The sequence below is a fragment of the Serratia sp. MMO-28 genome (assembly GCF_037199905.1).
In the GTDB taxonomy this organism is placed as follows: domain Bacteria; phylum Pseudomonadota; class Gammaproteobacteria; order Enterobacterales; family Enterobacteriaceae; genus Chania; species Chania oryzae.
In genome coordinates, this window is record NZ_JBBCVB010000025.1 from 56,607 (window position 1) to 77,878 (window position 21,272).

At 54.1% G+C, this 21,272-nt stretch carries 19 protein-coding genes; 8 read left to right on the forward strand and 11 right to left on the reverse strand.

From position 1 onward, the window contains the following. Positions 1 to 69: 69 nt before the first annotated feature. From WG891_RS20225 to rpmH, 9 genes are all read right to left on the reverse strand, one after another. Positions 70 to 2,664: a fimbria/pilus outer membrane usher protein gene (locus tag WG891_RS20225; protein WP_337264250.1), complete on the reverse strand. Its 2,595-nt coding sequence runs from the start codon at positions 2,662 to 2,664 to the stop codon at positions 70 to 72. Between the two features lie 129 nt (positions 2,665 to 2,793). Further along, positions 2,794 to 3,333: a fimbrial protein gene (locus WG891_RS20230; protein WP_337264251.1), complete on the reverse strand. Its 540-nt coding sequence runs from the start codon at positions 3,331 to 3,333 to the stop codon at positions 2,794 to 2,796. A gap of 163 nt (positions 3,334 to 3,496) precedes the next feature. Then, positions 3,497 to 4,039, reverse strand: coding sequence for a fimbrial protein (locus WG891_RS20235; RefSeq protein WP_337264252.1), 543 nt, complete (start codon positions 4,037 to 4,039; stop codon positions 3,497 to 3,499). Positions 4,040 to 4,164: 125 nt separating this feature from the next. Continuing rightward, the gene (locus WG891_RS20240; protein WP_337264253.1) at positions 4,165 to 4,545 is read right to left on the reverse strand and encodes a winged helix-turn-helix domain-containing protein; all 381 of its coding nucleotides are present in this window, start codon (positions 4,543 to 4,545) and stop codon (positions 4,165 to 4,167) included. A 934-nt stretch (positions 4,546 to 5,479) separates the two neighbouring features. Further along, complete coding sequence (gene mnmE, locus WG891_RS20245) at positions 5,480 to 6,844, reverse strand: tRNA uridine-5-carboxymethylaminomethyl(34) synthesis GTPase MnmE (RefSeq protein ID WP_337264254.1); 1,365 nt, start codon at positions 6,842 to 6,844, stop codon at positions 5,480 to 5,482. Between the two features lie 95 nt (positions 6,845 to 6,939). Then, positions 6,940 to 8,577 (reverse strand): membrane protein insertase YidC, encoded by a 1,638-nt coding sequence (gene yidC / locus WG891_RS20250; RefSeq protein WP_337264255.1) that lies wholly within the window; start codon positions 8,575 to 8,577, stop codon positions 6,940 to 6,942. 2 nt (positions 8,578 to 8,579) lie between these two features. Then, positions 8,580 to 8,837 carry a membrane protein insertion efficiency factor YidD gene (yidD, locus tag WG891_RS20255; RefSeq protein ID WP_076943838.1) on the reverse strand — a complete coding sequence of 86 codons (258 nt, stop codon included), beginning with the start codon at positions 8,835 to 8,837 and terminating at the stop codon, positions 8,580 to 8,582. Beyond that, positions 8,801 to 9,160, reverse strand: a complete 360-nt coding sequence (gene rnpA, locus WG891_RS20260) for a ribonuclease P protein component (protein ID WP_337264256.1) — start codon at positions 9,158 to 9,160, stop codon at positions 8,801 to 8,803. The genes yidD and rnpA overlap by 37 nt, the downstream gene beginning before the upstream one ends. Positions 9,161 to 9,178: 18 nt before the next feature. Then, positions 9,179 to 9,319 (reverse strand): 50S ribosomal protein L34, encoded by a 141-nt coding sequence (rpmH, locus tag WG891_RS20265; protein WP_004093983.1) that lies wholly within the window; start codon positions 9,317 to 9,319, stop codon positions 9,179 to 9,181. A gap of 741 nt (positions 9,320 to 10,060) precedes the next feature. Between rpmH and dnaA the strand changes: the two genes are divergently transcribed. The 5 genes from dnaA (at position 10,061) to yidA (ending at position 17,170) form a co-directional block, all read left to right on the forward strand. Then, the gene (dnaA, locus tag WG891_RS20270) at positions 10,061 to 11,452 is read left to right on the forward strand and encodes a chromosomal replication initiator protein DnaA (protein ID WP_337264257.1); all 1,392 of its coding nucleotides are present in this window, start codon (positions 10,061 to 10,063) and stop codon (positions 11,450 to 11,452) included. 5 nt (positions 11,453 to 11,457) lie between these two features. Next, entirely contained in the window at positions 11,458 to 12,558 is a 1,101-nt protein-coding gene (dnaN, locus tag WG891_RS20275; protein WP_337264258.1) for a DNA polymerase III subunit beta, read from the forward strand. A gap of 149 nt (positions 12,559 to 12,707) precedes the next feature. Further along, positions 12,708 to 13,796 carry a DNA replication/repair protein RecF gene (gene recF, locus WG891_RS20280; protein ID WP_076943834.1) on the forward strand — a complete coding sequence of 363 codons (1,089 nt, stop codon included), beginning with the start codon at positions 12,708 to 12,710 and terminating at the stop codon, positions 13,794 to 13,796. Between the two features lie 18 nt (positions 13,797 to 13,814). Next, entirely contained in the window at positions 13,815 to 16,229 is a 2,415-nt protein-coding gene (gene gyrB / locus WG891_RS20285; RefSeq protein ID WP_156293474.1) for a DNA topoisomerase (ATP-hydrolyzing) subunit B, read from the forward strand. Positions 16,230 to 16,354: 125 nt separating this feature from the next. After that, on the forward strand, positions 16,355 to 17,170 hold the full coding sequence (gene yidA / locus WG891_RS20290) for a sugar-phosphatase (protein ID WP_337264259.1): 816 nt from the start codon (positions 16,355 to 16,357) through the stop codon (positions 17,168 to 17,170). 77 nt (positions 17,171 to 17,247) lie between these two features. Here the strand turns inward: yidA and WG891_RS20295 are convergent, their stop codons facing one another. After that, positions 17,248 to 18,219 carry a threonine/serine dehydratase gene (locus WG891_RS20295; protein WP_337264260.1) on the reverse strand — a complete coding sequence of 324 codons (972 nt, stop codon included), beginning with the start codon at positions 18,217 to 18,219 and terminating at the stop codon, positions 17,248 to 17,250. 156 nt (positions 18,220 to 18,375) lie between these two features. On the opposite strand from WG891_RS20295, the gene WG891_RS20300 reads away from it, so the two are divergent. Continuing rightward, the gene (locus WG891_RS20300) at positions 18,376 to 19,656 is read left to right on the forward strand and encodes a DUF3748 domain-containing protein (protein ID WP_337264261.1); all 1,281 of its coding nucleotides are present in this window, start codon (positions 18,376 to 18,378) and stop codon (positions 19,654 to 19,656) included. A 44-nt stretch (positions 19,657 to 19,700) separates the two neighbouring features. Here WG891_RS20300 and WG891_RS20305 read toward each other — a convergent pair whose 3' ends face one another. Then, positions 19,701 to 20,039 carry a YceK/YidQ family lipoprotein gene (locus tag WG891_RS20305; RefSeq protein WP_076943826.1) on the reverse strand — a complete coding sequence of 113 codons (339 nt, stop codon included), beginning with the start codon at positions 20,037 to 20,039 and terminating at the stop codon, positions 19,701 to 19,703. Positions 20,040 to 20,360: 321 nt separating this feature from the next. Between WG891_RS20305 and ibpA the strand changes: the two genes are divergently transcribed. Together ibpA and ibpB are read left to right on the forward strand one after the other, a co-directional pair. Continuing rightward, positions 20,361 to 20,774: a small heat shock chaperone IbpA gene (gene ibpA, locus WG891_RS20310; RefSeq protein WP_337264262.1), complete on the forward strand. Its 414-nt coding sequence runs from the start codon at positions 20,361 to 20,363 to the stop codon at positions 20,772 to 20,774. A 67-nt stretch (positions 20,775 to 20,841) separates the two neighbouring features. Continuing rightward, on the forward strand, positions 20,842 to 21,270 hold the full coding sequence (gene ibpB / locus WG891_RS20315) for a small heat shock chaperone IbpB (RefSeq protein WP_337264263.1): 429 nt from the start codon (positions 20,842 to 20,844) through the stop codon (positions 21,268 to 21,270). Positions 21,271 to 21,272 lie beyond the last annotated feature (2 nt).

Genomic DNA, 21,272 nt, shown 5'->3' on the forward strand with positions numbered 1-21,272 from the left:
AGCGTTATATGTAATAACAAACCAGGGCTCAATGAGGGGCGCTAATCAATAGTGCTCGCCCTTTTTTCCTTAACGCTTTCCTGAAGTGCCATTAGCACTCTGGCATACCGAGTTGAAGCTCTGGATCGCGGTGGCGGTACTGTGCTTCGCTTGTGGAAGTAAGCGATAACTCACCCGGCATTGCATCTCGCTGCCGTCACCCCATTTCACCTGTAACAGCCCTTTCTCCTCAGCCACACGTGCATACACCTGGCCCCCCTGGCCTACTGAACCCACGTTGTTACCCTGGCTATCCAACACGTCGGCCCCGAACGGCACTGGCTGCCCCTGGTAGGTCGTCGTGATCAGGATCGGTTGACCCCGTTTTACGGCATACTTTACTTTCACCACGGCCCCCGAGTACGGCGCCACCTTCTGTGTGGTGTTGTCCAGTTCCACATCTGCCGCCGTTCCTTTCGGATCCAGGCTGATTTCGTTTAACTGGTACGGAGTCAGATACGGCACGATCGCATACCCATGTGAGTCTACCGAGACGCCCGGGTAGGAAGAGACGCTTGCCCCTTCTGCTCCTTTCGCTTCCACCAGGGCCATGGTATCGGAGGTGTATGGCGTAAAGGTCACACCACCCGCATGCCCAACCACCGTCCCGTTCAGACCCGCTGAAATGCTCTGGTAGCCCTGGCCGGTGCTGTAGGTACCGCTCATGGCGGTGGCCGGGGTGCGGTAGTTACCACTGACTGTCCCACTGGTGCCGCTACCTTGATTGGCATTCATCGCGGTCACGCCATAGCTGAGCTGGTTGTTAGCACCGGCGCTGCCGGAGAGCGCGACCTGTTGCCCGGTACGCCCGCTGGTGTCATGCGACAGATCCAGACGCAATTGCGGCGTGTGCATCTGATCGTTGCGCCCCAGCGGCAGGCTGAAGCTGAGCAGGTAGTTGGTCTGGGTGCTGCCCAGGCTCGAATAGGTCCGGCTGGCGTTCAAACCATACGACAGCTGCTTATACTGGTTGTTGTATCCCACCTGATACTGTTTCTCGCTGCCGTCCCGGTTCCAGTAGTCCTGCACCGAGCTACTGACATACAGCTGGCCCCAGTTCTCTGGCAGCCCCTGGCCCGCGGTGACGGTCAAGCGGTTCTTCGCTCGCCATACCGAGTCTACGGAATACCCCTGTGCCACCGCATCGCGGGTCTGCATGGCGGTCATGAAATCCATGTACCCGTCGGTCGAGAAACGATAGGCCGCCAGCGACAGGTTGCTGTTGGTCTCGGTAATGGCCTTGCTGTAGCTGATCTGGTAGCTCTGCCCACTGAGCGTGTTGTCCGACAGGGGTTGCCCCTGCGCATCAGTGCTGCTTCCCAGATGGCTCCGAGCCTGGGTCACGTCAAAGGCAACCGCCCCAATCGGCGTGCCAACTGCAGTACCGAGCTGCAGGGCATAGTAATGCTGGCTGGCCTGGAAGCCGCCGTAACCAGTAATGGCGTTGGTCAACCCGAGCTGGTAGGTGCCCTGGTACAGCGCTGGCTTACCCCGAATGCTGTCATTGCGCAGTTCACCGGCGGTAAAGGTATAGCGGGAAGCCCCTGGGCGCAGCAGTTGCGCTACCGAAGCGTAGGGGACCCGGAACGTCTGTACGGTGCCATCGGATTCACGCACGGTGACATCCAGATCGCCGCCGTAGCCGGTGGGGTACAGATCGTTGATCAGGAACTGGCCGGGGGTGACGGTGGTTTCATACAGCACCTGACCACCCTGGCGCACCGTTACCCGAGCGTTGGTACGGGCGATCCCGCGAATGTCTGGGGCATAGCCGCGCAGGGACTCTGGCAACATCCGCTCGTCACTGGCCAGTTGCACACCGGTAAACGGCAGCGTGTCAAACAGCAGCCCTTGCGTATTAGACTGCCCAATCTGCGCCTGCCCCTTGATAAGGGGAATATCACGCTGCAGGTAGGTATTGATATTGCTGTACTTATTTTCGCCACTGTCCATCCAGTTGTAGGCACCGTTGTGGCGCAGATACCAGGCTCCCATGTTGACCCCAGCGTTAACTCCGGCATACAGAGAGTTAAAGGTATTGCCGCGTGACTCGCTGGAATAACCGTTAACGTTATAGCCCAACAGGATGGCAGGAACACCGCTGTCCCAGAGCTCAGGGCTGACGGTGCCATGGGCGGCTTTCAGCATGTAGATTTGGGGGATCACCAGGTCCAGGCGCTGTTCGTTACTGTCAAAAGTGACGCTGGATTCCGGCAGTTTTTTCTGCAGATCGAGGCAAAGCTCCCCCGGCGTTGCCGGCGTCAGGAAATCGGCTGGCAGCGCGTCGAAATTGAAGGCGATATTTTTAATCAGCTCAGTCGTCAGGCAGGGGTAGACTGACTTGTCGGCCCGGGCTTTAAATTCGATATCGCGGTTGTCAATCAGCGCGTCGTTCACGTAGACCGCAGTGCGATAGGTTCCAGGCAGCGCGGAAGCGCCGTGGGCAAAGCGGCTGAGGTCAACGGGTTGAGCGCTAACCAAATTAAGGAACACGGGGTCAAACTCTGCATTCTCGGCAACGGCAGGCGTTGCTGCATTCGCGTTGCCGATAAATAGCGTTGAGAGAACGGCCAGTGCTAAGGGAGATAACAGGCTCTGGAAATCATGGTGTAAAGTTTTTGACATAAAAAATTCCTTCAGAACCTATTATCTGAATAATATGGGACGTAGTAACTAAACGACTTGTCGAGTATTTATCCGTTATTCAACGATATTGAACGGTGTTAATAAGGCGGGGGGGGACCCCCCCTGACCTTATTTATACTGAATGGAGTACACCACGGTGCTGGTTACGGTTCCGGCCGTGGTCGCGCCATTGGCATAATATTCCACCGCATAAGGCAAGTTGGCACTGCCGGTGGCTACGCTGACATACTGGGTGCTGGTGCGCTGGTTCTGGTTACCGGCCTGGATCACCGCTTGCGCACCGGAGCCGTCGAGCAACTGCAGTGCGACGTTGGTTGCGGTCCCGGTGGTCTTCAGACGCCCGGTGACCTGGTCGACAGAAGCACCGGCTTCGAAGAAGGCAGAGGCGGTCTTCAGGGTGCCGGCACAGTTGTTCAGCGCCATAATGAAGCCGGTACGGCCTGCAGTTTTTGCCGCTGCGGTCAATTGGTTGATACCTACGGTGGGCAGTGTGACCGTGGCATTGGCTGATTGACCGTCAATAATAACGTCACAGGTGGTGGCAGTCAGTTCACCGTTAAAGGTGATGGTGCCAGTAGAGGCGGCTTGAGCCAGGCCAACAGAACCACATGCAGCGATCAGTGAAGCAATGAGAGTTAATTTTTTCATATCTATTTCTACTTACCTTGTATTGTTTAATAAGTTCTTTTAATTTTTTAAATTAAAAGAGCCCGGTTAATATCCATTAAATATAGATATCTATGTAATGCCCAGTTATTAATAGGGCAGAGTCATTTATAAAAAGGTGGGAGATAATCTTCGCCCAGGGTACTTATTTATATTGGATGGAATACACCACGGTGCTGATCACGGTACCGGCCGTAGTCGCGCCATTGGCATAATATTCCACCGCATAAGGCAGGTTGGCACTGCCGGTGGCCACGCTGACAAACTGGGTGTTGGTACGTTGGTTCTGGTTACCGGCCTGGATCACCGCGGGTGAAGCCTTGGAGCCATCAAGCAGTTGCAGTGCGACGTTGGTTGCGGTTCCGGTGCTCTTCAGACGCCCGGTGACCTGGTCGACAGAAGCGCCAGCTTCGAAGAAGGCAGAGGCGGTCTTCAAGGTGCCGGTACAGTTATTCAGCGCCATAATGAAACCGGTGCGGCCCGCGGTTTTTGCTGCGGCGTTTAACTGGTTGATACCCACAGTAGGCAGAATAATAGTGGCATCGGCAGCCTTACCGTCCACAATAACGTCGCAGGTGGAGGCAGTCAGTTCACCGTTAAAGGTGATGGTGCCGGTAGAGGCGGCTTGAGCCAGGCCAACTGAGCCACATGCAGCGATCAGTGAAGCAATGAGAGTTAATTTTTTCATATCTGTTTCTACTTACCTTGTGTTGTTTAATAAACCCTTTCAATGCTTGATGGCATTAAAAGAGCCTGGTTAATATCCATTTAATATGGATGTGTATGTTATGCCTGGAGCTTGACAGGCAACGTTTATCCGTAAAAGAGTGTGGTAACCTGGTGGTTATTAATAAAGTAACCGCCGTCACGCACGTTCAATATAAAATCAGAGGGAAGGCCAACCGCCGACAACTTGCGTTTTAATTCATTTATGGCATGCCATAAACGTTGGCTGGATGAAGACAGATTATGTTCTTCCCAAACATGATTTAAGATGTCGTTTTTCGAAACCATAGTGTCATTACTGCTCATCAATAATAAACTCAACAATCTCACCAGGTTTGAATTAAGCGATACCATTCTGATGGTCATGGCATTGACAGAAGACTCATCGGTAAAGCGAACCAGTCTTCTTTTGTTAATGTCGAGTATCACTTCGTCATCAATCAAAAAACCGTAAACTTTATCTTTCATACACCCATCACTGTTACGTTAGTTTCTTTAGAGAGTGAAACCTATTTATCAATACTGCAGACTGGTGACCTGCAAGGTTGAAATATTGAGAGAACGTTTTACTGAACTCTCTGTGCATCACTCCCCGTTCGTTGAGACAAATACTAGGGGTGTTCGAAGAAATTTCTTAATGAATTAATATTATTTAGCTCGTTAAGCGAGGAAAGGGCCATCCAGCAGGTTTCGTGGCAGAATTTCTCAACTCTGTTTAGATTATTTTTGAGGTGAAAAAAGGTCTTAAGTGATTTCTTCGTGTAATTTGCTGATCTTATTGTATTATTTTGTATTAAGATGTTCTTTTTTGTTGGTGAGGTTTTCTAACGCTGCCTTAAGAAGAGCCATGATTAGGCAAAGATTTTTATGCAACATACTGAATTTAAATAATAATTACCTTAATAATAAATATTTAACAATCGGTTGCAGATTGAGCTCGTCGCTCAGCATAGAGGACGTCAATTTGACGAAAAGAGGGGATAAAAGAGGGGGGATTTCACTATCAGGTGCTATCGTAAGCCGGTTTTCAGCCTATTTTTTTTAAAAAAAGGCCTCAGCGACTGAAAATGTTAGTTTGCAAGGAGACAAAAACGAAAATACTTTACGTCCAGCTCTGTGTCAGGCCGCTATGCGGTGCTTATTTTTATCTTTCGGGTATCTTTTTCTCTCTGGTAACGCCAAAGGTCAACCTTTTATATCGGCGATACGGAATAGAGTAACGCATGAATCACCGTACCTTGCAGCCAGCATAAGCGTTGTTTACATCAGCCCGTGGTAAAGTCATTCCAGCCAGGCGAATTATTGAGGGTGTATAAGGGAATAAATCAGCGTTTTTTGGGGATCTTAAAGCGGTGGCCAACGGTTATTGACCACCTAATTGTTACCATCGACAAACCTGACTTTATTTTCCGATACAGAAGCTGGAGAAAATACGTCCTAATAGATCGTCGGAGGTGAATTCGCCAGTGATCTCGCTCAGCGCCTGTTGCGCCAAGCGTAATTCTTCGGCCAACAGCTCCCCCGCGTAAGCGCTTACTAACTGTTCTTTGCCCTGTACCAGATGCTGGGCGGCCAGTTCTAAGGCTTGCAGATGGCGGCGGCGAGCCAGGAAGCCCCCCTCCATATTGCTGGTAAAGCCCATGCTTTGTTTCAGGTGATCGCGCAGCAGATCGATCCCGTCACCGGTGCGTGCCGAGAGGCGAATAAGTGAGTGGCCATTCACTTCGCTAATACCCAGGGTTTCACCCGTGATGTCGGCCTTGTTACGCACCACGGTGATGGGCAGATTACTGGGCAGGCGGGCCATAAACTCTGGCCAGATTTCGCTGGGCTCGGTTGCGGCGGTGGTGGTCCCATCAACCATAAACAGCACGCGGTCTGCCTGTTCGATCTCATTCCACGCACGCTCGATGCCGATGCGCTCCACTTCATCGCTGGCTTCGCGCAGGCCTGCGGTGTCAATAATGTGCAGCGGCATGCCGTCGATATGAATATGCTCACGCAGTACGTCACGCGTGGTGCCCGCGATGTCGGTAACGATCGCCGCTTCACGCCCGGCCAGTTCATTGAGCAGGCTGGATTTCCCGGCGTTGGGCCGCCCGGCAATCACCACTTTCATCCCTTCGCGCAGCAGGCTGCCCTGGCGTGCTTCGGTACGCACGTTGTTCAGATCGGCCATCACGCCGTTAAGCTGCGCTTCGATTTTGCCGTCGGAAAGGAAGTCGATCTCTTCATCAGGAAAATCGATTGCCGCTTCTACATAGATGCGCAGGTGAGTAAGTGCTTCCACCAGTTGGTGAATGCGGGTGGAAAACGCCCCCTGCAGCGAATTCATGGCCGAACGAGCCGCCTGTTCGGAACTGGCATCGATCAGATCGGCAATTGCTTCAGCCTGTGCCAGGTCCAGCTTATCGTTGAGAAACGCACGTTCAGAGAATTCACCTGGCCGCGCAATGCGCACACCGGGCAGTGCCAGCACGCGTTTGAGCAGCAGATCGAGGATCACCGGCCCACCGTGGCCCTGCAGTTCCAGCACGTCTTCACCGGTGAAAGAGTTTGGGCCGGGGAACCATAAGGCGATACCCTGATCGAGCGTTGCGCCAGCGGCATCGCGGAATGGCAGGTAATCAGCGTAGCGTGGCTTTGGCAGTTTGCCGAGCAACGCCTGGGCGACATCCTTCGCGTTGCGGCCAGAAATGCGCAGAATGCCGACGCCGCCGCGTCCCGGCGGGGTGGCAAGGGCAGCGATAGTATCGGTGGTGCTCATAACAGGTTATCTCTCTGACAATATGCAAAAAGGCGGTCGCATGACCGCCTTTGAGTTTCGCAGAAGGGGCACAAACTGCAACCCCTTGGCTACGCTTAGGACTTCTTCTTGTCGCGGCTGTGCAAGCCACGCTTTTCCAACCCGCGATAAATAATCTGCTGCTGGAGGATAGTCACCAGGTTACTGACGATATAGTACAGCACCAGACCAGACGGGAACCACAGGAAGAACACGGTGAAAATCACTGGCATGAAGGTCATGATCTTCTGCTGCATCGGATCGGTCACGGTGGTCGGTGACATCTTCTGGATGAAGTACATGGTCACACCCATCAGGATCGGCAGGATGTAGTACGGGTCCTGCGCTGACAGATCGTGGATCCACAGGATGAACGGCGCATGACGCAGTTCCACCGAGCTCATCAGCATGTAGTACAACGCCAGGAAGATTGGCATCTGGATGATCAACGGCAGGCAGCCACCCAGCGGGTTCACTTTCTCTGCCTTGTACAGCGCCATCATTTCTTGGCTCATGCGCTGCTTGTCGTCACCGATACGCTCGCGCATCGCCTGCAGTTTTGGCTGCAGCAAGCGCATTTTGGCCATCGAGGTGTACTGCGCTTTGGTCAGCGGGTACATGATGCCGCGCACGATGAAGGTGATGATGATGATCGAGAAGCCCCAGTTACCGATAAAGCCATGGATAAACTTCAGCAGTTTGAACAGCGGCTGGGAAATAAACCACAGCCAGCCGTAATCCACGGTCAGATCGAGATGCGGTGCCAGCTCGGCCATCTTATCCTGCAGCTCAGGGCCAACCCACAGGGTGGCATTCAGTTGCTGCTGCGCACCCGGTTGCACCACCACCGGGGTCGACTTAAAGCCGATCGCAGACAGGTTATCGCCAGGTTTGGCCGTATAGAAGGTGTTTTTACCCTGAGTCTGTGGCACCCACGCGGTCGCAAAATACTGCTGCAGCATGGCAACCCAGCCGCCCTGCGTGGTGATATCCAGGTTCTCGTCCTTATCGAACGCATACTTCTGGTATTTATTGTCACTGGAAGAGTAAGCCGCGCCACGGAAAGTGTGCAGCGCAAAGTTATTGCTGCCGGTATCACGGTGTTTTGGCAACTCGGTGCTTTGCTTGAGTTGGCCAAACAGCGTCAGCTCCAGAGGGGCATCACTTTTGTTGACGATGGTGTAATCAACGCCGACGCCGTAGTGGTTACGCTTAAGAACGAACGTCTTGGTGAACACTGAACCGTCTTTGCCGGTAAAGGTCAGCGGAATACGCAGTTCATCCTGGCCATCTGCCAGTGTGAAGGTATCTTGCGTGGCCTCAAACAGGGGGCGCTCGCCGTTGGCTGGGTTATCCGGGCCGTTTCTGCCCGTCAGGCCGCTTTGTGCCTGGTAGACAAACGCCGGTGTGGTTTCCAGCAACTGGAATGGAGTCGATGAACCCAAAGAGTCCGGGTAGGCCAACAGTTTAGCCTGTTCGATATCACCACCACGGGTGTTGATGGTCAGCGACAGTACGTCAGTGGTAACAGTAATCAGTTTACCCTGACCACTGGCTGGCAAAGCCTGGCTGGCAGCATCACCGGTAGCAGTGTTCGCAGTCTGTTGCGTGGTCTGAGCGGCTGGTTGCGGAGCGTTGTCCGTTTGCCAAGCCTGCCAGATCATGAAAGACACGAACAGCAGAGCGATGAGGAAAAGATTGCGTTGCGAATCCATCGTTAGTGTTCTCTGTTATCGTCGGTTTTCGGCGGCACGGGATCATCGCCACCTGGGTTCAAGGGGTGGCATTTTAATACGCGTTTCAGTGTTAACCAACTGCCTTTTAACATGCCAAACCTGCTTAATGCCTCAATTGCGTAATGAGAGCATGTCGGCTGGAAGCGACAACGGGGCCCAAGCAGCGGACTGATCGCGAGCTGATACGCTCGTACCAGCCCGATCAGGATGCGGGAGCCTGGCGACAGTGGCGACGCCATAATTTTTCCAAAGCTTCCGTCAGCGCGCGGTTATCCAGATCCGCTATCCCTTTCTTCGCCACCACGACAAAGTCCATCGCCGGTAACTCGTGCTGACGTAAGCGGAAGCTTTCGCGGGTGAGGCGTTTGATCCGGTTGCGTTCATGCGCGCGTTTGACGTGTTTTTTGGCGACGGTAAGACCGATGCGGGGATGCCCCAGCAGGTTTTGGCGGCCGAGGATGGTGATTTGCGGCGTGCCAGCCCGTTGTGGCTGCTGGAAGACGAAAGTGAAATGAGTGGGAGTTAACAAACGTAACTCCCTGGGAAAAGCGAGCTTAACCACTCAGCGGGTTAGCTTTTATTACTTAGAAACAGTCAGACGAGTACGGCCTTTCGCACGACGGCGGGCCAGAACTTGACGACCATTTTTGGTGGCCATACGAGCACGGAAACCGTGGCTACGGTTACGCTTCAGTACGGACGGTTGGAAAGTGCGTTTCATAGCGATTTCTACCTAAACTTAAATGAATTACTGAGAAGTCAAATGCGTTTGGCTACTCGGCGTGAAGACTACCGACACCTCAATCGCATATAAAGAGGCGGGATTGTAATAATTGTACAGTCCTGAGTCAATTCGCATCACGCATCAAGCCTGCATATTTCGAGCCGCAGTCTTCCTGCACCTTGAGATCTGCTGGGCATAGCCTTACCTGGTTGCTTGCCAAATACGGAATAACATCCCGCCTTCAGCCCGTGGTCACCGCAGAATCCTGTCTGGCAAACGACCCACCGTTGAGGAACCAGGTATCACACGTAGGGCGAAGATTATACGGACTCGGGGTGAAATCGCAAGGATCCCGGTGAGATCCTGCGAGTTTAACGCCAGGATCCTGCGTGGATAACAGGGTATAACGTGTTTATGCCATAAAAAGCGCGTGCTACAGGTTCAGATTCCATCGGCGTTAGGATATAACCGGTCAAAATATAGCCACTCATCAATGGCTGTGGATAAAATGGATCTAATCTGTGATGAAGGGGAGGATCTCTTGCGCGTATTGCGTTATGATCCTTCATTCCGATCGCGATCCCAAATGAGGGATCGTCAGGGACATAAACCGTGAAAGGCGGTTCGCATGCCCCACAGGTTTTCGGCCGATGCCGGGCGTGTGTCAAAAAATCATGAGTTATAAAAAAGTAGCCTGATTCTTTTCTTTTTATTGATCTTGTTCGAGTGGAGTCCGCCGTGTCACTTTCGCTTTGGCAGCAGTGTCTTGCCCGATTGCAGGATGAGTTACCTGCCACAGAATTTAGTATGTGGATACGCCCATTGCAGGCGGAACTGAGTGACAATACCCTGGCGCTGTATGCGCCCAATCGTTTTGTGCTGGATTGGGTTCGCGATAAATACTTAAACAATATCAATGGTCTGTTAAACGATTTCTGCGGCACGGATGCGCCGTTGCTGCGTTTTGAAGTGGGCAGTAAGCCGCTGACACAAACGGTTAATCAAGCCGTTACGGCCAGCGTCAGCAGTGTGCCCGTGGCCCCGGTGGTGCGGGCTGCACCGTCGCGCCCGAGCTGGGACAACGCGGCACCGCCTCCTGAGCTGTCATACCGTTCCAACGTTAATCCTAAGCACACCTTCGATAACTTCGTTGAGGGTAAGTCCAACCAGCTGGCGCGCGCTGCCGCCCGTCAGGTGGCGGATAACCCGGGGGGAGCGTATAACCCACTGTTCCTTTATGGTGGCACCGGCCTGGGTAAAACCCACCTGTTGCATGCGGTCGGCAACGGCATCATGGCGCGCAAAGCCAATGCCAAAGTGGTTTATATGCACTCGGAGCGCTTTGTGCAGGACATGGTCAAGGCTTTGCAGAACAACGCGATTGAAGAGTTCAAGCGTTACTACCGCTCGGTTGATGCGCTGCTGATCGATGACATCCAGTTTTTTGCCAACAAAGAGCGCTCGCAGGAAGAGTTTTTCCATACCTTTAATGCCTTGCTCGAAGGCAATCAACAGATCATCCTGACCTCGGATCGTTATCCAAAAGAGATCAACGGCGTCGAGGATCGTCTGAAATCCCGCTTCGGTTGGGGCCTGACGGTGGCGATCGAGCCGCCGGAGCTGGAAACCCGCGTGGCGATCCTGATGAAAAAGGCCGACGAGAACGATATCCGTCTGCCGGGCGAAGTGGCGTTTTTTATCGCCAAGCGTCTGCGTTCCAACGTGCGCGAGCTCGAAGGGGCGCTGAACCGGGTGATCGCCAACGCAAATTTTACCGGCCGTGCCATTACCATCGACTTTGTGCGTGAAGCGCTGCGCGATCTGCTGGCACTGCAGGAAAAGCTGGTCACCATCGACAACATTCAGAAGACGGTGGCGGAGTACTATAAAATCAAAATCGCGGACTTGCTGTCCAAACGGCGTTCGCGCTCGGTTGCCCGCCCGCGCCAAATGGCGATGGCATTGGCAAAAGAGCTCACCAACCACAGCCTGCCAGAAATCGGCGATGCGTTTGGTGGCCGCGACCATACCACGGTGTTGCACGCCTGCCGCAAGATTGAGCAGCTGCGTGAGGAAAGTCACGACATCAAAGAAGATTTCTCCAATTTAATCAGAACATTGTCGTCATAGCGCCTATGAAATTTATCGTTGAACGTGAGCATCTGCTAAAACCGCTGCAACAGGTGAGCAGCCCACTGGGCGGCCGCCCGACGCTGCCGATTCTGGGTAACCTGCTGTTGCAGGTAACGGAAGGTTCCCTGTTGCTGACAGGCACCGATCTGGAGATGGAGATGGTGGCGCGCGTTGCCCTGTCTCAGCCCCATGAGGCGGGTGCGACCACCGTCCCCGCGCGTAAATTTTTTGATATCTGCCGTGGCCTGCCGGAAGGTGCCGAGATTACCGTGCAGCTTGACGGCGAGCGGATGCTGGTGCGTTCTGGCCGCAGCCGCTTCTCGTTGTCTACTCTGCCTGCGGCGGATTTCCCGAACCTGGATGACTGGCAGAGCGAAGTCGAATTCACCCTGTCGCAGGCGACGCTGAAACGCCTGATCGAAGCCACTCAGTTTTCGATGGCGCATCAGGACGTGCGTTACTACCTGAACGGTATGCTGTTTGAAACCGAAGGGGAAGATCTGCGCACCGTAGCGACCGACGGCCACCGCCTGGCGGTGTGTTCAATGCCGATTGGTCAGCCGTTGCCGACCCATTCGGTGATCGTGCCGCGTAAAGGGGTGATGGAGCTGGTGCGTCTGCTGGACGGCGGCGATACGCTGCTGCGGGTGCAGATTGGCAGCAACAACATTCGCGCTCACGTGGGGGATTTTATCTTCACTTCCAAGCTGGTTGATGGCCGTTTCCCGGATTATCGCCGCGTATTGCCGAAGAACCCGGACAAAACGCTGGAAGCGGGCTGCGACCTGCTCAAGCAGGCGTTTGCCCGTGCGGCCATTCTGTCGAACGAGAAGTTCCGCGGTGTGCGTTTATACGTCAGCCAGAACCAGCTCAAGATCACCGCCAACAACCCTGAGCAGGAAGAGGCGGAAGAGATCCTCGATGTCAGCTATGACGGCACCGAGATGGAGATTGGTTTCAACGTCAGCTACGTGCTGGATGTGCTGAATGCGCTCAAGTGTGAAGATGTGCGTCTGTTGCTGACCGATTCGGTCTCCAGCGTGCAGATCGAAGACGGTGCCAGTAAGTCCGCAGCCTATGTCGTCATGCCAATGCGTCTGTAGAAATTATCGGGCTATCCTACTTGCCCGTTTGCGCTTGGGCAGTGCTCGCCATCCTCACGTACTTTGTGTACGCTCCGGTGGCTGTGCCGCACGCAAATGGCCTGCGACGATAACGCCCTGGATTGTGTGATGATTAAGATAACTGCAGCATGGCATTAACGCGCTTACTGATTAAAGATTTCCGTAACATTGAAGCTGCCGATCTGGCACCCGCCTCGGGATTTAACTTCCTGGTGGGGCCCAACGGCAGTGGCAAGACCAGCGTGTTGGAGGCGGTGTATACGCTCGGCCATGGTCGTGCATTTCGCAGCTTGCAGGCCGGGCGGGTGATCCGCCACGATCAGGCGGAATTTGTGCTGCATGGCCGGATCATCGAAGGCACAGAGCGCGAGTTGTCGGTAGGATTAAGCAAGAGCCGTCAGGGTGACAGCAAAGTGCGTATTGATGGCAGCGATGGCCACAAAGTGGCTGAACTGGCCCAGCTATTGCCCATGCAGTTGATCACTCCTGAAGGTTTTACTCTGCTAAACGGCGGGCCAAAATATCGGCGCGCTTTCCTGGACTGGGGTTGTTTTCACAATGAACCCGGTTTTTTCACCGCCTGGAGCAACCTGAAAAGGTTACTGAAGCAGCGCAATGCCGCGCTGCGCCAGGTCAGCCGCTATGCGCAGATTCGTGCCTGGGATCAGGAACTGATCCCGTTGGCCGAACGCATCAGCGAGTGGCGGGCATCCTACAGTGACGCAATTGCCGCGGATATCACCGCGACCTGCGCGCAGTTTTTGCCCGAATTTGCCCTGAGTTTCTCTTTCCAGCGCGGCTGGGACAAAGAGAGCGACTACGGAGAGCTGCTGGAGCGCCAGTTTGAGCGCGACAGGGCGTTAACCTATACCGCGCTGGGGCCGCACAAGGCGGACTTCCGTATTCGTGCCGAAGGCACGCCGGTAGAGGATATGTTATCGCGCGGTCAGCTTAAGCTGCTGATGTGCGCATTGCGCTTGGCGCAGGGTGAGTTTCTCACCCGCCAGAGCGGGCGGCGTTGCCTGTATCTGATTGATGATTTTGCCTCCGAGCTGGACACCGGCCGTCGCCGGTTGCTGGCCGATCGCCTGAAAGCCACCCAGGCTCAGGTTTTTGTCAGCGCCGTCAGCGCTGAACAAGTAACCGACATGATGGGTGAAAAGGGCAAGATGTTCCGCGTGGAACAGGGTAAAATAGAGGTTCAACCACAGGACTAAAATGAGCGAGAAACGTTGATGTCGAATTCTTATGACTCCTCAAGTATCAAGGTATTAAAAGGGCTGGACGCGGTGCGTAAGCGCCCAGGCATGTATATCGGCGATACTGATGACGGCACCGGTCTGCACCATATGGTGTTCGAGGTTGTGGACAACGCTATCGACGAAGCACTCGCTGGCCACTGTAGCGACATTCAGGTGACCATCCACGCCGATAACTCTGTCTCCGTACAGGATGATGGCCGTGGTATCCCCACCGGTATTCACGAAGAGGAAGGGGTGTCTGCGGCGCAGGTCATCATGACCGTGTTGCACGCTGGCGGTAAATTTGACGACAACTCCTATAAAGTTTCCGGCGGCCTGCATGGCGTGGGCGTCTCGGTGGTTAACGCCTTGTCCGAGAAGCTGGAGCTGGTGATCCGTCGTGAAGGCAAGGTGCATGAGCAGACATACAGCCACGGCGAGCCACAGGGCCCGTTGAAAGTCGTTGGTGACACCGAGAAAACCGGCACCTCCGTGCGTTTCTGGCCGAGCTACCAGACCTTTACCAATAACATCGAGTTTGAATACGACATCCTGGCCCGGCGCCTGCGTGAACTGTCGTTCCTGAACTCTGGCGTTTCTATTCGCCTGAAAGACAAGCGCGACGGCAAAGAAGACCACTTCCATTACGAAGGGGGTATCAGAGCCTTTGTCGAATACCTGAACAAGAACAAAACGCCGATCCACCCAACGGTGTTCTATTTCTCCACCGTGAAAGACGACATCGGTGTGGAAATCGCGCTGCAGTGGAACGATGGTTTCCAGGAAAACATCTACTGCTTCACCAACAACATTCCCCAGCGTGACGGGGGGACTCACTTAGCCGGTTTCCGTGCTGCGATGACCCGTACCCTGAACAACTACATGGATAAAGAAGGCTACAGCAAAAAGTCCAAGATCAGCGCAACCGGTGATGATGCGCGTGAAGGCCTGATTGCCGTGGTGTCGGTGAAAGTGCCGGATCCGAAGTTCTCTTCACAGACCAAAGACAAACTGGTGTCTTCCGAAGTGAAAACGGCGGTTGAGTCGCTGATGAACGAGAAGCTGGTGGATTATCTGATGGAAAACCCAGCAGATGCCAAAATCGTGGTCGGTAAGATCATTGATGCAGCCCGTGCCCGTGAAGCGGCGCGTAAAGCGCGTGAGATGACCCGCCGTAAAGGTGCGCTGGATCTGGCCGGCCTGCCGGGCAAGCTGGCGGACTGCCAGGAGCGTGACCCGGCGCTGTCTGAACTGTACCTGGTGGAAGGGGACTCGGCGGGCGGCTCGGCAAAACAGGGGCGTAACCGTAAGAACCAGGCGATTCTGCCGCTGAAGGGTAAAATCCTCAACGTTGAGAAAGCCCGCTTCGACAAGATGCTGTCTTCACAGGAAGTGGCTACGCTTATCACCGCGCTGGGCTGCGGCATTGGCCGTGACGAATACAACCCGGACAAGCTGCGCTATCACAGCATCATAATCATGACCGATGCCGACGTCGACGGCTCGCACATTCGTACGCTGTTGTTGACCTTCTTCTATCGTCAGATGCCGGAAATCATCGAACGTGGTCACGTGTTTATTGCCCAGCCACCGTTGTATAAGGTGAAAAAAGGCAAGCAAGAGCAGTACATCAAAGACGACGAAGCGATGGACCAGTACCAGATCGCCATTGCGCTCGACGGTGCGACGCTGCATACCAATGCGGTTGCCCCGGCTTTGGCCGGTGAACCACTGGAAAAACTGGTGGCTGAGCACTACAGCGTGCAGAAGCTGATCGGCCGTATGGAACGTCGCTACCCGCGTGCGTTGCTGAATAACCTGATCTACCAGCCAACTCTGCACGGTGGCGATCTCGGCGATCGCGCCAAAGTGCAGGCGTGGATCGAGTCACTGGTGAAATTGCTGAACGATAACGAACAGCATGGCAGCAGCTACGACTTCGTGATTAATGAAAACCTCGAACGTCAGATCTTTGAACCGGTGCTGCGTATTCGTACCCACGGCGTGGATACCGATTACGATCTGGACTTCGATTTCATCCACGGTGGTGAATATCGCAAGCTCTGTGCGCTGGGTGAAAAACTGCGTGGCCTGCTCGAGGAAGATGCTTATATCGAACGTGGCGAACGCCGCCAGCCGGTTGACAGCTTCGAACAGGCGCTGGAATGGCTGGTGAAAGAGTCGCGCCGTGGTCTGTCGGTGCAGCGTTATAAAGGTTTGGGTGAAATGAACCCAGATCAACTGTGGGAAACCACCATGGATCCCGAGCAGCGCCGTATGCTGCGTGTGACCGTGAAAGATGCTATCGCGGCTGACCAACTGTTCACCACCCTGATGGGTGATGCGGTTGAACCACGCCGTGCCTTTATCGAAGAAAACGCCCTGAAAGCGGCGAATATCGATATCTAACGCGTTAATGAGTGATTAAAAATCTGCGCCGGGCAACTCGCGCGGATTTTTTTATGCCGTTTTTAGCCCTGATATGGCAAGCTGAAACGCGTTAGCATAAGGAAAAACCACTGGGAGAGGCTTTAATGGCTATTGAACTGATTGCAATTGATATGGATGGTACTCTGCTTAATCCGCAGCACCAGATTACGCCCGCGGTAAAGCAGGCAATTAGCGCCGCACGCAGCCAAGGAGTGCATGTGGTGTTAGCCACCGGGCGGCCCTATGTGGGCGTGCAAGACTATCTGCGTCAGTTAGATATTCAGGGCAGTGGTGATTTCTGTATTACCTATAACGGTGCCTTGGTGCTACAAGCGGCGGATGGTGCCTGCATTCTGCAGGAAACGCTCGATTTTGAGGATTATCTCTATTTTGAGCAGCTGGCGCGCGAGTTTGGCGTTCATTTCCAGGCGTTTGACTTTGATACGCTGTACACGCCTAACCGAGATATCGGTAAGTATACCGTTCACGAAGCCTCAATGACCGGCATCCCGTTGAAATACCGCAGCGTGGAAGAGATGGATCGCACTATCCGCTTCCCAAAAGTGATGATGATTGACGAACCGGCGTTGCTGGACCGTGCCATTGCCTGCTTGCCAACCGCTGCGCTGGAGAATTACACCATTATGAAGAGTGCCCCTTATTATCTGGAGATCCTGCACAAGCGGGTGGATAAAGGTGCCGGGGTGAAAATGCTGGCCGATCATCTTGGCATCAAACAGCAAAACGTGATGGCGCTGGGCGATCAGGGCAATGATACTGCGATGATCGCCTATGCCGGGGTTGGCGTGGCGATGGGCAATGCCATTCCTGAACTGCAGGAGATCGCACAGTTTGTGACTACCACCAACACCGAAGACGGCGTAGCGCGCGCGATCGAGAAGTTTGTGCTAGATGTTTAATAGCTAGCCACAGCAACTTGCCGTTAGCGCGCTCTCCCGCTGGGGGAGGGGCTATCATCTCCCACTGAACAGTGCAATTATTGCTGATTTTCTGTGCTAACGGCCTTCAGGTATTTCTCCAGCACGATGTTTTTACCGCACAGCACCACGGCCACTTTTTTCCCCTGAAACTCCGGGGCCAGTTTACAGGCCGCGGCCAAGGCCACACCGGCAGCACCTTCAATGATCCAACGATCGCTGGCGGCAATCATGCGCATCGCCTGCTTGATTTCCTGTTCGCTGACCAGCACTTTGCGGTCGATTACCTGCTGGCACAGCGGGAACGTGATCGCACCCGGCTCAACGCCGCCAGCGGTGCCGTCGGACAGCGTCTCCTGCTCTTCTACCGGGTGGATATGTCCGGCTTCCAGCGCGCTGTACATGCTGGTGGCGTTCTCTGGCCAACAGGCAATAACTTGCGTTTTCGGCGACAATTGCTTCATAACGGTGCCAATTCCGGCAATATACCCGCCGCCACCGACGGCGATGAACACTGCATCCAGATCGGGCTGTTGCTCTACCATTTCCATGCCGCAGGTGCCTTGACCTGCCACGACCTGCAGATCGTTGTAAGGGGAAATGTAGGTTTTATGCTGCTCGCGGGCGGCTTGCTCGCCGGCGAGTTCGGCATTTAGTGCATCCCCCGCTATCAGTTCCACCTGGCCCCCGAGGGCGCGAATGGTTTCCAGCTTGATGGCGGCAGCGGTTGCAGGTGCATACACGGTAGCGTTAACCCCCATCAGTTGACTGGCTAGCGCAACCGCCTGGCCATGGTTGCCGGTAGACGCCGCGATGACGCCTTGCTGGCGCTGCTCATCGCTCAACAGGCGCAGTTTGTTACTGGCCCCGCGAAATTTGAACGAACCGGTATGCTGCAGATGATCGCATTTCAGGTACAGTTCACAGCCCAGTTGCTGTGAAAGCAGCACGCTGCGTTCCAAAGGCGTGACGCGAACCTGCGGGCGTAACTGCTGGTGCGCCGAGACAATTTCATCAAACAAGCTATTCATACCGATTCCTTTAAATTTTTCAGGTAGTTGTAAACTCTGCTGCGGCCAAGGTTGAGGATCATGTATTTTTACTCTATCTGTAAACCTTATTTCTGTTTGCTCAGAATTAAAAGCAACACGTTAAATGGCATATGCCGTATCGCAACAGGAGCCACCATGAGCCACCGGGAACAACAATTGACGTTTGCTCCGCGCAATCATCAGTTAACCAACATTAACGTCTGGACGCCATGCAGCCAGTGGCTGGCCTACGATGTGCGTCCGAACGGCGCCTCTTTCACCGGGTTAACCATTGAGCGCGTGAACGCAGTGAGTGGCGAGATTGAAGTAGTGTATCGGGCACAGCACGGGGCGCATGTGGGCGTGGTCACCGTCAGCCCGGATGCACCAGCTCGCTATGCGTTTATTCATGGGCCAGAACACCCGGATAGCCATTGGCACTATGATTTTCATCATCGCCGCGGCGTGATTGTCTGCGAGCCGGATCGTGAACTGGCGATCACCCTGGATGCGATGGATATTACCGCCCCTTATACGCCCGGAGCCCTGCGCGGCGGCACCCATGTGCATGTGTTCAGCCCAGACGGCAGCCGCCTGAGCTTTACCTATAACGATCATGTGATGCATGAACGCGATCCAGCGTTGGATTTGCGCAACGTTGGCGTCGCGGTGCCGTTGCATGGCGTGAATCCGCCCAAGCAGCACCCGCGCGAGTACGACGGTAGCCACTATTGCGTGCTGGTCAGTTCGACCACGCCCACTCCGCAGCCGGGCAGCGATCAGATCAACCGTGCGTATGAAGAGGGCTGGATTGGGCAGCATGGGTATCTGAAAGCCGACGGCAGCCGCCAGCGTTGGGCATTGGCGTTTATTGGCGACACGCTTTCCGCGCAGGGGGAAAAACTGCCCGAAGTGTTTGTGGTCGATCTGCCTGAAAACGATGCCGACTACGCCAAAGCCGGTCGCTTGCCGCTGCAAGGCACCGACAGCACATTGCCTGCGCCACCGCTCGGAGTGCAGCAGCGGCGGCTGACGTTTACCGGCCAACGTCGCTATCCTGGGGTAGCGACAACGCCGCGCCACTGGCTGCGCAGTTCCCCAGACGGCAGTGACATCGCCTTTTTGATGCGCGACGATCGCGGTGTGGTGCAACTGTGGACCATTTCGCCCAACGGCGGTCAGCCACGCCAGGTGACGGAAGGGGTGCACAGTATCCAGTCGGCGTTCAGTTGGCACCCGCAAGGGGGGGCGATTGCGTTGGTGTGCGATAATAGCCTGATGCTGTGCGACGTGAGCAGCGGTAAAATGCAGCGCTTGACGCCACGCACGCCGCAACCGCCGCTTGGGGATGCCGTGGTGTTTTCACCCGACGGCAAGCAGGTGGCATTTATGCGTGAGGTGGAGGGTTTCAGCCAGATTTTTACTGTGACAGTCTAGAGCTTTAGACGAAGCGGTGCGGGCCAAGGCGGGCCCACACCCGGCTAGGGTTTACTCATTCCTTGATCAGGATTGCCGCTGGTGGCCTGATTTTGCTCTTCAGCCTGTTGGACCCGCGCCTTGGGTGACTTTGCTTTTTTATCGCTGTCTGAACGCAGGTAGTCGTAAGGTAATAACAGGGTATCCATGGCTGCCGATAAGGGCAGGTCGATCGCCAGTAGCGGTATCATCGCCCAACTGGTGTCATCTTTTTTCATCATATCGACGTTAGCGCGCGTGCCGGCATAATATCCCTGATCGGCACCGGTGTGGCTCATCACGCTGGAGCAGCCGCAGGTGGTCAACAACATGCAACTGGTCGCTATCACTTTCAGAGGTTTCATTAATCCATCCAGAAGGGTATGGTTTCCCTTAAATTTGCTTCATCCATCAAAGCTACAGCGTTATCGGCTGCACAAGCGTCCTGATTTACCAGCTTATCACTTGGCGGCAACCTATAGTGTATGTGATAAACCCTCCGTCGTCGTTTCTGATGAACAATTTTTTGATCGTTGACGGTTGAAATGAAGAAAACCAACCCCATTTTCTTATCGAGGCCAAATTAAGAACTTGCCGTCAGGGAGTTTAGGCCAGAAACAAAATTGAGTCTGTCCATGGTGGAGGACTTATGAATAACCTCGCTGAAGTGCCTTAGGAGGCTGTTTATGCGCAATTTCGATCTTTCCCCGTTATACCGTTCTGCAATTGGTTTCGATCGCCTGTTCAACGCGCTTGAGGCGAATCAAAGCCAGGGCAACGGTGGCTACCCTCCCTATAATGTTGAATTAGTGGACGAAAACCACTATCGCATCGCGATCGCCGTTGCCGGATTTGCCGAGCATGAATTGGAGATTACCACACACGACAATCTGCTGATTGTCCGTGGGGCTCACAATAATGAGCCTGCGGAGAGAACCTATTTATACCAGGGCATTGCCGAGCGTAATTTTGAGCGAAAATTCCAGTTGGCCGAACATATCCAAATTAAAGGCGCCAAATTGGAAAACGGTTTGCTGTATATCGATATGCAACGCATCGTGCCGGAAACATTAAAACCGCGCCGGATCGAAATTAAATAACTTTTATATTTGCTCGCCGTTAGGGAGCAAAGCAATATCATCTCGCTTCTTGGAAGGAGTAAATACTATGCGTAATTACGATTTATCCCCGCTTCTGCGTCAATGGATCGGTTTTGACAAACTCGCCAGCTCAATGGGCGGCCAGGAACCACAAGGATTTCCACCCTATAATATTGAGAAAAGTGACGATAACCACTATCGCATTTCTCTGGCACTGGCTGGGTTCAAACAAAGTGAACTGGATATTGAAGTAGAAGGCCCGCGCCTCACCGTGCGCGGCAACCCGGCACCGCAGGAAAAACAGGTGGAATACCTGCATCAGGGCTTGGTGTTTAAAGAGTTCACCCTGACCTTTACCCTGGCAGAACACCTGCAGGTCGCTGAAGCCAAATTTGAAAATGGCCTGCTGCATATCGATCTGGTGCGGTATGTGCCAGAAGCCTTGCAGCCACAGCGTATCAGCATCGGCAGCACGCCGGGGTTAGAAGCGAAATAACC